Origin of the sequence: Shewanella sp. HL-SH8, from assembly GCF_051165765.1 — a bacterium.
GTDB classification, from domain to species: Bacteria; Pseudomonadota; Gammaproteobacteria; order Enterobacterales; family Shewanellaceae; genus Shewanella; species Shewanella glacialimarina.
Map to the genome: position 1 here is coordinate 3,069,615 of NZ_CP195039.1, position 11,484 is coordinate 3,081,098.

7 protein-coding genes and 11 tRNA genes are annotated in these 11,484 nt (G+C 40.8%); 3 read left to right on the forward strand and 15 right to left on the reverse strand.

Annotated features, from left to right (window positions below):
• Positions 1-247: 247 nt before the first annotated feature.
• Positions 248-1,486: a UDP-N-acetyl-D-mannosamine dehydrogenase gene (gene wecC / locus ACRWQN_RS13480; protein ID WP_434938301.1), complete on the reverse strand. Its 1,239-nt coding sequence runs from the start codon at positions 1,484-1,486 to the stop codon at positions 248-250.
• 84 nt (positions 1,487-1,570) lie between these two features.
• Positions 1,571-2,704 carry a non-hydrolyzing UDP-N-acetylglucosamine 2-epimerase gene (wecB, locus tag ACRWQN_RS13485; protein ID WP_434938303.1) on the reverse strand — a complete coding sequence of 378 codons (1,134 nt, stop codon included), beginning with the start codon at positions 2,702-2,704 and terminating at the stop codon, positions 1,571-1,573.
• A gap of 1,214 nt (positions 2,705-3,918) precedes the next feature.
• Between wecB and ACRWQN_RS13490 the strand changes: the two genes are divergently transcribed.
• Genes ACRWQN_RS13490 through ACRWQN_RS13500 form a run of 3 tightly spaced genes read left to right on the forward strand, consistent with a single transcriptional unit; the run spans position 3,919 to position 7,190 of the window.
• Positions 3,919-4,599, forward strand: a complete 681-nt coding sequence (locus tag ACRWQN_RS13490) for a transglutaminase-like cysteine peptidase (protein WP_434938305.1) — start codon at positions 3,919-3,921, stop codon at positions 4,597-4,599.
• 20 nt (positions 4,600-4,619) lie between these two features.
• Positions 4,620-6,680: a bifunctional diguanylate cyclase/phosphodiesterase gene (locus tag ACRWQN_RS13495; RefSeq protein ID WP_434938307.1), complete on the forward strand. Its 2,061-nt coding sequence runs from the start codon at positions 4,620-4,622 to the stop codon at positions 6,678-6,680.
• Positions 6,681-6,698: 18 nt separating this feature from the next.
• Positions 6,699-7,190 (forward strand): hypothetical protein, encoded by a 492-nt coding sequence (locus ACRWQN_RS13500; RefSeq protein WP_434938309.1) that lies wholly within the window; start codon positions 6,699-6,701, stop codon positions 7,188-7,190.
• 469 nt (positions 7,191-7,659) lie between these two features.
• On the opposite strand, the gene ACRWQN_RS13505 is transcribed toward ACRWQN_RS13500, so the two are convergent.
• The 13 genes from ACRWQN_RS13505 to pal form a co-directional block, all read right to left on the reverse strand.
• Positions 7,660-7,765 (reverse strand) — tRNA-OTHER (locus tag ACRWQN_RS13505).
• A 224-nt stretch (positions 7,766-7,989) separates the two neighbouring features.
• Positions 7,990-8,084: transfer RNA gene (locus ACRWQN_RS13510), tRNA-Lys, on the reverse strand.
• Positions 8,085-8,144: 60 nt separating this feature from the next.
• Positions 8,145-8,250, reverse strand: a tRNA-Lys gene (locus ACRWQN_RS13515).
• Between the two features lie 71 nt (positions 8,251-8,321).
• Positions 8,322-8,426: transfer RNA gene (locus ACRWQN_RS13520), tRNA-Lys, on the reverse strand.
• Between the two features lie 71 nt (positions 8,427-8,497).
• Positions 8,498-8,591: transfer RNA gene (locus ACRWQN_RS13525), tRNA-Lys, on the reverse strand.
• 60 nt (positions 8,592-8,651) lie between these two features.
• Positions 8,652-8,727: transfer RNA gene (locus ACRWQN_RS13530), tRNA-Lys, on the reverse strand.
• A 212-nt stretch (positions 8,728-8,939) separates the two neighbouring features.
• A tRNA-Lys gene (locus tag ACRWQN_RS13535) sits at positions 8,940-9,015 on the reverse strand.
• A gap of 195 nt (positions 9,016-9,210) precedes the next feature.
• Positions 9,211-9,286, reverse strand: a tRNA-Lys gene (locus tag ACRWQN_RS13540).
• A gap of 58 nt (positions 9,287-9,344) precedes the next feature.
• Positions 9,345-9,420 (reverse strand) — tRNA-Lys (locus tag ACRWQN_RS13545).
• A gap of 58 nt (positions 9,421-9,478) precedes the next feature.
• Positions 9,479-9,554: transfer RNA gene (locus ACRWQN_RS13550), tRNA-Lys, on the reverse strand.
• 119 nt (positions 9,555-9,673) lie between these two features.
• Positions 9,674-9,749, reverse strand: a tRNA-Lys gene (locus ACRWQN_RS13555).
• Between the two features lie 396 nt (positions 9,750-10,145).
• Positions 10,146-10,886: a tol-pal system protein YbgF gene (gene ybgF, locus ACRWQN_RS13560; RefSeq protein ID WP_434938310.1), complete on the reverse strand. Its 741-nt coding sequence runs from the start codon at positions 10,884-10,886 to the stop codon at positions 10,146-10,148.
• A gap of 51 nt (positions 10,887-10,937) precedes the next feature.
• The gene (gene pal / locus ACRWQN_RS13565; RefSeq protein ID WP_434926550.1) at positions 10,938-11,474 is read right to left on the reverse strand and encodes a peptidoglycan-associated lipoprotein Pal; all 537 of its coding nucleotides are present in this window, start codon (positions 11,472-11,474) and stop codon (positions 10,938-10,940) included.
• Positions 11,475-11,484 lie beyond the last annotated feature (10 nt).

Here is an 11,484-nt window from a genome sequence, read left to right on the forward strand (position 1 = left end):
CTAATCTAAACAGCATCTTTAATAACCAGACTTTAACTTTTATTTTAAACATGAATATTCATACGGATATTTAATCGCTAGAAGTTATGAGTTCTTGTCTCAACACTAATTCCTATCATTATGTTATTACCGATAGCAAGAAATACTTGTAGACTATCCTGCTATTATTTTCTACTCATAGACATAGCGATATATGCTCTAGGTAAAATTGAACTGAATATATAATAAAATACTAACTATTTAATTTTCAAATTATCCCACGCGTATCAATAATCACTTTCTTAGCAAACTGGCTTTTATCCGTCGCTTTAAACTGTTTATGATCAACCAAGACAACAATGACATTGGCTTTTTCTAGCGCTGTTTCTAGCGTGACCAATTCAACCTTTTTCTCAACCAGCTTATTCGGTAAGCTTTTAATATTTGGCTCTACCGCTAATAACTCAGCAATACCTAAACCCGCTAAATGTTCAACGATTTGCAACGCAGGGCTTTCACGTAAATCGTCAATGTCGGCTTTAAAGGCTAGGCCTAAGCAAGCAATAACCGGCTTTTTAAATTGGTCTGCTGCTTGAATAATTTGATCGATAACATAGAACGGTTTAGCGTCGTTAGTTAAGCGGGCCTGGCGAATAATGTTAGCCTCGTCTGGGCAACTGTCGACAATAAACCATGGGTCTACCGCGATGCAGTGACCGCCAACACCAGGGCCTGGGCTTAAGATGTTGACACGTGGATGGCGGTTAGCCAGTTTGATTAGCTCCCACACGTTGATTTTTAGCTTGTCGCAAATAACCGACAATTCATTAGCAAAGGCAATGTTAACGTCACGGAATGAGTTTTCAGTTAATTTGGCCATTTCAGCGGTACGGGCATTGGTGATAATGCATTCACCGCGAACAAACGTGTGGTAAAGCTCGACTGCTCTTTCACTACAGGCTTTGCTCATGCCGCCAATTACGCGGTCATTGGCTACCAGCTCTTGTAATACATAACCAGGTAATACACGCTCAGGACAATGCGCCACTTTAATGTCGGCTGTGTCCCCTAAGTCTTGTGGGAATGTTAAGTCTGGGCGGGCTTCTTTCAACCAGGCTGATAGTTTTTCTGTTGCGCCTACTGGTGATGTAGATTCTAGAATAACTAAATTGCCTTTTTCTAACACTGGCGCTATGGCTTTGGCTGCGGCTTCAATGTATTTAAGGTCTGGTGCATTGCCTTCTTTAAACGGTGTTGGCACAGCAATCATAAAGGCTTCAGCAGGTTCTGGCTTAGTGGTTGCGCGTAAATTACCGGTCGTTACCACACCACGGACAACGATATCTAAATCGGGTTCAACAATATGAATACGGCCTTCGTTGATGGTATCAACCGCTTGTTGATTTATATCAACACCAATGACTTCTAGCCCTCTTGAGGCTAAAACTGCGGCGGTAGGTAGGCCAATATAGCCAAGACCGATAACTGATACTTTTTTGAATAACATGGTGTTTCCTTTAGCGCAAATTTGTTTATATAAAATGAGTTAATTAGTATGCAAGCTTGATAACAATCAACCAAGTTAATAGGGTTATTGTTGAGTAAAGTGTTGCTTAATTTTGTCAATAATATGCTGGCAAGCTTTACCGTCGCCATACGGGTTATGTGCTTTACTCATAGCACTGTATTGCGCTTCATTGGTTAGCAAGCTTTCGACTGCATCGATAATTACCTGTTTGTCTGTACCGACTAATTTAACTGTACCTGCTGTAACGGCTTCTGGTCGTTCAGTGGTGTCACGCATCACTAAAACTGGCTTACCAAGTGATGGGGCCTCTTCTTGTATGCCGCCTGAGTCGGTTAATAATATGTGTGCTTGATTCATAAAATACACAAAAGGCAGGTAATCTAATGGCTCAATTAAGTGCACATTATTAACATTTTGCAGAATACGATTGACCGGCTCACGCACATTAGGGTTTAAATGCACAGGATAGATTATTTGGCATTCTGGGTGATTTGCAGCTATGTTGACTAATGCTTCACAGATGCGTTCAAAGCCACCACCAAAGCTTTCACGGCGATGGCCCGTAACCAAAATCATTTTTTTGGTTTTATCAATAACAGGATATTGCGCCGACAGGGCCTCATTTAGGCTAGCGTCTGTGTCGAGCTTATTTTTAATAATCAACAGTGCGTCAATAACAGTATTACCCGTTATGGTAATTTGATTTGGATTAATACCTTCATTAAGCAAGTTGTCTAAGGACGCTTGAGTGGGTGCAAAATGCAAGGTGGCTATTGCGCCGGTTAATTTGCGATTGCCCTCTTCTGGCCAGGGCGAATAGATATTGCCGGTTCTTAAACCGGCCTCAACATGGCCTACGGGTATTTGCTGATAATAAGCCGCTAAACTGGTTGATAGTGTTGTTGCGGTATCACCATGCACAAGTACTATGTCTGGCTTAAATTCTTCAAGAACAGGTTTTAATCCCAATAATATATTGGTTGTGACATCATAAAGCGTTTGACCTGGCTTCATTATGTTTAAGTCATAATCTGGGATGATGTTGAATAAATTTAACACCTGATCCAGCATTTCACGATGTTGTGCTGTTACACAGACTTTAGCCTTTATGCCTACGGCGCTTTCAAGCGCTTTAACCAAAGGCGCCATTTTAATGGCTTCAGGTCTGGTGCCAAATACTGATAATACTTTAATCATATCCTATCCTAGCTTTAAGTTAGTCCATTAGAAAAAGTCTATATAATAAATCTGTACAGGTTTTCAGCTAGCACTAGTGTTTAATAAATTCCAGTATTCACCAAGGGCTTTACTTATGACCTTAATAACGCAGATGCCAATAAAGCACTTAGGGATAAAAGCTTAATAAATGAACGCCAGCGAAAAAGTACGCTACCGCCACTAGATTGCAGCTTCTAGATTGCTGTGACACTTTTAAATTATTGGCTTAGCGACTATAGCTACTCACTCTACCGTAAAGGTTGAGAAGGCCAACTTTGAACGCTAAGTACAGTGCTAAGTAAGGTGCTCAGTAACGTTTTAAGCTGTAGACATGTCCCTTACATCAATAGTCAGGTAATACACCTAAAGTGATGGTTTGGAAAATTCTGTGGGAAATAATAACGGGATGATGAACATAGACACGCTAGAGGAGCTAAATCGTATGATTTTGACCCAAAAAATAGCTATCTGTGGCGTCATGCCTTGTTTTAAAATTTCCTTTTCTACTACTAATTTCTACATCAGCACTCTAATTAGCGGCGATTATAGAGTAAATGCTAAGTGAATGACAGTTTTTTGACGCATTGGGTTATTTTTTGACGGTTTTTTATTTCTCTAATTTTTCATCTTATTTTTTTCTATTTAAAATCAGAAACTAGCCGCGCTTGCTGGTTTTGTCATTTAGTTATGTCAGTAACAACGTCTTGCACTGTAACCTCCCTGTCACTATCACCTCCACTATCCACCCCCACCTCCACTATCACTTTAGCCTGTGGTGATTTTTCGCTTAGGCGTTGCGTAGGCTGCTAACGGCGGTAACCATTATGTTCGCTAATTGGACATAGCTTATTTGACTATTATGACAATACTATGTTGACCAATGTTTTGTTTTTGGCTGCTTTGAGGTGACTGGGCTAATGCTTCAGAAATGGGCGACTAAATGTAAACGGCTTAAGCTAGTGTAAACAGATTTTTTCACTTGCATAATGGCTAACACTTTTGAATGACGAGGTTAAGCGCAACGCATTCAAATAAAAGACTTTGTTTGCCTGTGCCGTGTTCTTTTATTTTTGTTTGTAACTTAACTAGATTATGATGTGCATCAAGTTTGTGTCACTTTGATCTCAATAGATAGATTATTGGTTAATTTAGCGTTGATTATCGCCCTATTGATTCAATGATAAACAGCAGGAATGACGCGTATTAAGAGTGTGCTTGTTAATATGAATAAATACCGCCATTGGTTAGCCATACCTGTGGTGTTTTCCGCTGTGTGTTTTGCCACCTTAAGCGACAGTTTATTTACCGATGATTTTTTTGCTGGCATAAAACAAGGCTACGGCGATAAAAAACTTAGCGACTTTTATGACTGGCGTAAAACCATAAATGAAGGTAGCGACCTGGATGATTACGATAGGTTGTTACTGGCCAATGAATTTGCCAATAGGCATATTGATTTTAAGTCTGACTTGAAACATTGGAATACCTTAGATTATTGGGCAACGCCAATTGAGTCCTTAGGGACTGGCGCTGGCGACTGTGAAGATTATGCCATTTTTAAGTATATGACCTTGCTTGGTATGGGCATGGATGAGAGTAAGCTGCGGTTGATGTATGTGCGGTCGTTAACCTTTAATGAACCCCATATGGTGCTAATTTACTTTGAAACACCGTCATCGTTGCCGTTAGTGTTAGATAATCTTAATCGTAAAGTGTTATCGGCAAATCGTCGTCCAGATTTAAAACCCATATATTCCTTTAATGGACAAGGTTTATGGTTAGCTAAGGCACATGGGTTAAGTTCGGCTAAACCCGACAGTAAAGGCACTACTGATTGGTCAGTTTTAATGCAGCGTATAGAAAACGGTGAATAACTTTAACAGGGTCAAATATTATGTTTAGAAAGGGAATCTCTTTACGGGCGCAGTTGTATTTATTAATTGCGTGTTTGTCTTTATTTAGCTTTGGTGCGTCGCTGTTTAATAATGTGTCTAATATGCGCAGTTATTTAAATGAGCAATTAGCATCGCATGCTCAGGGCGCGGCGATTAGTTTAGGCTTGTCTATATCGCCTTATATGGATGAAGAAGGCATGGTAATTGCGGCTACCATGACCAACGCTATTTTTGACTCTGGTTATTACCAACGTATTTCGTTTACGGACATTAACGGTGACGTTAAATTTGAGCGACTTAATAAGCAAGGTAACTTTAATGTACCTAACTGGTTTATGGCGATATTGCCGCTTACGCCACCGTTAATGATAAGTGAAGTGAGCAACGGCTGGAACATTGCCGGTACGCTTGAAGTACAGTCCCATGCGGGTACATCTTATAAAACATTATGGGACCATAGCGTTAATGCGTTAACCACCACCCTAATACAATTTTTTATTGCGTTATTGTTTGCCTATTTGATTATTAAGTCGGTACTTGCGCCGTTAAAACGCATTGAGTTACAGGCTGAAGCGGTCATTGAGAAACGCTTTGATTTAAACCCTATCAAGCCGTTCACTACTGAGTTAAATACGGTTGTGAATGCCATTAACAAAATGGTAACCAATATTCAGCGCTCTTTTTCAGAGCAAACACTGAATGCGGAAAAGTTATCAAAAGAAGTGTATATCGATAGCCATACTGGCTTACCTAATAGACGCGCTTTAATGAAGGCGTTTGATTCGTTAAAGCATGAGGCTGAAAAAAATGGTAACCGTTTGTATTTTGGTATGGTGTCGTTAACCTCGCTGCAATTGATTAACGATACCGAAGGCTATGCCCACGGTGATGCATATATTACTGAAGGGGCAACTATTTTAGCTGACCAAGTATCGGTTTATAACGATGTAAGCCTTTATAGGGTGTCGGGGTCTGAGTTTGCTATTTTGTCGCAAACCACCCATGACCTGGTGTCTATTTTAGACGGTAAAATTGGCGATGCTTTTTCGGTAGCCAATACCAACCGCTTTAGCCAGGGCTTTGCAAAACATGCATTAACCAGTGTTGAGTATAGTGAAACCTTTTCTGATGCGGCGCAGCGTTTAGATAGCCAGTTAACCCATGACAGTTATTTAGATTCCCCTGTAACGGGATTAACCACATCAACGCCTACAGCAACCCATTCACGAGAAGAGTGGGTAGCCATACTTAAGCAGTTTACTGAGTATTTTAACGCTGAGATTGTTCACACTAAGCCGAAGGATTTTGCGATTAAGTGTATTCCACTGGATAAGCTGTTTGATTTAATGTTGCAACCGGTAGTGGATACCAGTAATCAGCTGCTTTATGTGGAGTGTTTTGTGCGGTTTAAGCACAACAATGAAACGCTGTCGACCATTGATGTATTTGCTATGGCCGAACGTTTAGGGTTACTGCAAGAATTAGAGCAAACGGTTATTTGTTTTATTTTTTACAAGCTGCATCATGTTAAAAATACTCGTGTGGCGATCAACATTAGTAACCATGCACTGCATAATACTCGCTTTACTGAATGGCTGTTTGACACGTATAAACAATTGCAGTCGAAACTGCCACCGCTATTGTGTGAGTTTAATGAGTCTGGTGCGATGTTGTCACTGGAGTCAACCAAGCAATTTATTAGTCAGTCGAAAGCATTAAATATTGAAATCGCCATTGAGCGTTTTGGCTCGAGCTTAAGCTCGTTTCAATATATTAAAAATTTAAACGTCGACTACATTAAAATTGATGGCAGCTATATACGTGATATAGAACAAGCAGATACACAGTTTTTTATTCAAACCATTACCCAGATTTGTCACGGTATTGGCATTAAAATGATAGCTCCACAGATAGAAACCTTAGCAATAAGCCAGCAATGCGTGCAATTAAACATTGATGGCCTGCAAGGAAACGGCTTGTACTCTGTTCGTAATTTTAATACACTTTTACGAGTAAGTGCTGATACAATTGAAACAGAACTTAAACTTAATGATTTTTAACTAATTGTAAGGAACACAATGATGCGTAAGCTACAAACTGCTGCAGTTGTACTTTCTCTTCTATTGTCTGCCGGTGTTTCTGCTGCCAGCCTAGAAGAATTTAACGCTGGTTTACAGGCGGCCGTTGAAGCTGGCACTGTTGGCGACTACACAGAACAGATGTTCGCAAACTCAACCGCTGAAGAAGCTGAAGCAATTTTAGCTGCCGCACTTCAAGCTGCTGGTGCTGATGAAGCTGCGCAAACAAAAATTCTTGCTGCGGCTCAACAAGCTGGCGTATCGCCAGACCTAATTGCTGCAATTGCTGCATCAAATGGTGTTTCTGCAAGTGTAGTTGCTGCTGCAACTCAGATAGCGACTGCTGCGGGTACTAACAACGCTGGCAATTCAGGCAACCCAACTGCGATTGCTGCTGCTAATAGACCAAACCCAGGCCAAGGCCGCGGTAATACCGGTGGAAATAACGGCGGTGGTGGCGGTGGTGGCGGAAACGGCGTTTCTGGTAACTAGAAACCGATTTCACTAGCTAATAGCTGTTTTAAAAAAGCCCATTAACATGGGCTTTTTTATTGGCTGAATTTTAACAATTAATCGTTTTACTTCCATCTCTTATTCCGATTTCAGATTATTTAATCAAGATATACAGCAGTACATTCGCCCACGTTTTCAAATTCTAATCTTTGTTGTTTAGCACACCCCAGATCACCTCAAGACTTAATCTGTAGGCTTTAAAGTGCCGAGCTAATTGATACGGTTTGTGTTTTAAATACCTATTACAAAGGTTGCGGACTCTGCATATAGATTTAAACTGGGTTAGCGAGCCTGAAATGGCTTATTTCTAATTAAGCTCACTTTGTGAGTCTACTCAATAATCTACGCTGCTAGCTGTTTATATTTGCTTGTAGAGGCATTGCATAGCATAAGCGCAAAGCATTTTGTTTAAACAACTAGATAAGCACTATTGGAAGAAGCAAAGAAGTGGTGGCTAGTGAAGGATTCGAACCTTCGAACAATAGGTAAGAAAGCCAACTGCAGCACTTGATTTAGCCCTTAGCTTAGAGAAAGAGTGACTGAACTAACGAGCCATCTTGGTTTTGCTAAGCGATATGGTTAACTGACCATTACAACTAGGGGTTACAACATCAGCAAGGAAAATTGGTGGTTGTGCAGGATTCGAAGCTTCGACCAATGGGTTAAAAGCCAACTGCAGCTTTTGATTTAGCATAGAGAGTGACTGAGCTAACGACCCATCTTGGTTTTGCTGATCTTTAAGTAATTAACTGGAATTTAATACGGAGAGTTTAAGAAGTGGTGGGTTGTGAAGGATTCGAACCTTCGACCAATTGGTTAAAAGCCAACTGCAGCTCTTGATCCAAATAGAGAGGGTGACTGAGCTAACGACCCATCTTGGTTTTGCTGATCTTTAAGTAGTTAACTGGAATTTAATACGGAGAGTTGAAGAAGTGGTGGGTTGTGAAGGATTCGAACCTTCGACCAATTGGTTAAAAGCCAACTGCAGCTCTTGATCTCATTCTTTCAAATAGAGCAAGAGTGAATGAGCTAACGACCCATCTTGGTTTTGCTAAGCGATATGGTTAACTGGAGATTACAACTAGGAGTTACAACATTGGGAAGGAAAAGTGGTGGGTCGTGAAGGATTCGAACCTTCGACCAATTGGTTAAAAGCCAACTGCAGCTCTTGATTTAGCTCTTAGCTTAGAGAAAGAGTGACTGAGCTAACGACCCATCTTGGTTTTGCTAAGCAATATGGTTAACTGGAGATTACAACTAGGAGTTACAACATCGGGAAGGAAAAGTGGTGGGTCGTGAAGGATTCGAACCTTCGACCAATTGGTTAAAAGCCAACTGCAGCTTTTGATTTAGCATAGAGAGTGACTGAGCTAACGACCCATCTTGGTTTTGCTGATCTTTAAGTAGTTAACGAGAATTTAATACGGAGAGTTGAAGAAGTGGTGGGTCGTGAAGGATTCGAACCTTCGACCAATTGGTTAAAAGCCAACTGCTCTACCGACTGAGCTAACGACCCAACGATGTTTTACTTAAACTTGATGTTACTTCTGAATTATTTAGCCACTATCAAATAAAGTGGTATTACGTGAAGATTAAAACCTTCGAGAAATTGGTTAAAAGCTAACTGCAGCTCTTCGCTTAGAGAAAGAGTGACTGAGCTAACGACCCAACGATGTTTTACTTAAACTTGATGATACTTCTGAATTATTTAGCCACTATCAAATAAAGTGGTGGGTCGTGAAGGATTCGAACCTTCGACCAATTGGTTAAAAGCCAACTGCTCTACCGACTGAGCTAACGACCCAACGATGTTTTACTTAAACTTGATGTTACTTCTGAATTATTTAGCCACTATCAAATAAAGTGGTATTACGTGAAGATTAAAACCTTCGAGAAATTGGTTAAAAGCTAACTGCAGCTCTTCGCTTAGAGAAAGAGTGACTGAGCTAACGACCCATCTGGTATTGCTGTAAATTATTTAACCACTATTTAAATAAAGTGGTGGGTCGTGAAGGATTCGAACCTTCGACCAATTGGTTAAAAGCCAACTGCTCTACCGACTGAGCTAACGACCCATCTGGTATTACTTTAAACTTGATGATTATCTAAATTCTTTAACCACTATTTAAAAAGTGGTGGGTCGTGAAGGATTCGAACCTTCGACCAATTGGTTAAAAGCCAACTGCTCTACCGACTGAGCTAACGACCCATCTGGTATTACTTTAAACTTGATGATTATCTAAATTCTTTAACCACTATTTAAAAAGTGGTGGGTCGTGAAGGATTCGAACCTTCGACCAATTGGTTAAAAGCCAACTGCTCTACCGACTGAGCTAACGACCCAACGATGTTTTGCTAACCGTATTGGTTAACTGGAACAAAAGCCAACTGTCTATGTTTCAAGACCGACTGAGCTAACGACCCATCTGGTAACTGAATTATTTAGCCACTATCAAATAAAGTGGTGGGTCGTGAAGGATTCGAACCTTCGACCAATTGGTTAAAAGCCAACTGCTCTACCGACTGAGCTAACGACCCATATTGTTTTGCTAACCTGTTATGGTTAACTGGAACAAAAGCCAACTGTCTATGTTTCAAGACTGACTGAGCTAACGACCCATATTGTTTTGCTAACCTGTTATGGTTAACTGGAACAAAAGCCAACTGTCTATGTTTCAAGACCGACTGAGCTAACGACCCATATTGTTTTGCTAACCGGTGATGGTTAACTGGAACAAAAGCCAACTGTCTATGTTTCAAGACCGACTGAGCTAACGACCCAGAATGTTCTAAATAACTCTAAAACATCCCTCAAAAGGCTATGCCGTTCTGAGGGCGCCTATAATACCGTTTTCATTTTGTCATGCAAGCGCAAATTTCTAATTTGTGGTTGTTTGCATGAAAAACAGACTAAGAGGCTGCTTTTTGACTTTATTAGCCATTAAGTGCTGATAACTGCTGCTGTGCAAGGCGTGCTGAAGCGCTGTTAGGGTATTCTTTTAATACTTTATTATAGAGTGCTTTTGCTCCGGCAAGGTCACTCTCTTTTTCAGCAATCATACCTAACTTAACTAAACTATCGCCACGTTTGTTTGAATCAGCAAATTGACTCACAACCGCACTAAAGGCACCTTTAGCATCTGCATGCTCACCTTTATTAAACAATAGCTGACCTAACCAGTAATTGGCATTAGCAGCATAGCTTGATTGCGGATATTGTTTTATAAAACTTCTAAAGGCAGGAATAGCATCATCATACTTACGATCTTTAAGCACTAGGTTAACCGCAGCTTCATAGCTACCTGTTTCGCCTAATGTCGAGCTTGATGCGGCAACGCTAACTGCATCTGTTGCAGCGGGTGCGTTTACTACTGCTGCGGGTTTGCTCGATAAGTTTGCTATGTCTTCGTAAAGCTGGCGTTGACGTTGCAACATTTGATTGATCTGGTAATTCTGTTGCTCAGTAATGCCACGTAAATCCAACACTTCTCTTTGCAAAGCGTCTAGTCGGCGTTGCATGTCAAATTCACCCTGTTGCTTTGCTTTTATGATGCGTTCTACACGTGCTAAACGATCATCGCTTGAACCATTAGCAACATCCTCTACAGGAGCGGGAGCAGCTACTGCTGCCCCTGCACCAAAGAACATTGCCGCAACTAATACGGCATGTTTCATGTAAATCTCCTAACGGGTCAACCAAGGTGGTTGACCTTTTTTCATTAACGCTTAGTAAACTAACACACCGCGACGGTTTTGAGCAAAACCGGTGTCAGTGCGAGAAAAGTCTAAAGGCTTTTCTTCACCGTAGCTTACGATACTCATTTGGCTAGGTTGTACACCCATGCCTTGTAAGTATTTAGCAATCGCTTTAGCGCGGCGTTCGCCTAGTGCGATGTTGTATTCTGGTGTACCACGTTCGTCAGCATGGCCTTCAATTAGTACGCGAACATTTGGGTGTTCAACTAAGTAATTGCCATGTGCCATAAGAATGTCAGCATTGTCAGTTTGTACTTCACTGCGATCGAAATCGAAGTAAATAATGTTTTGACGACGTAATTCTTGCTCTTTCAAACGTTGCTGTTCTGCTGGGCTTAATACTGCACCAGCACCACCAGTTTCAATACCACCATTACCATACTCGCTAGATGAACCAGAAGTAGAACCGCTAGCATCTGTGTCAGAGTCTGAAGTTGAGCTACAAGCACCCAGTGCCATTAGCGGAACTGCAACCATCATAGCTTTGAACAACTTATTCAGATCCATGTTAAATCCT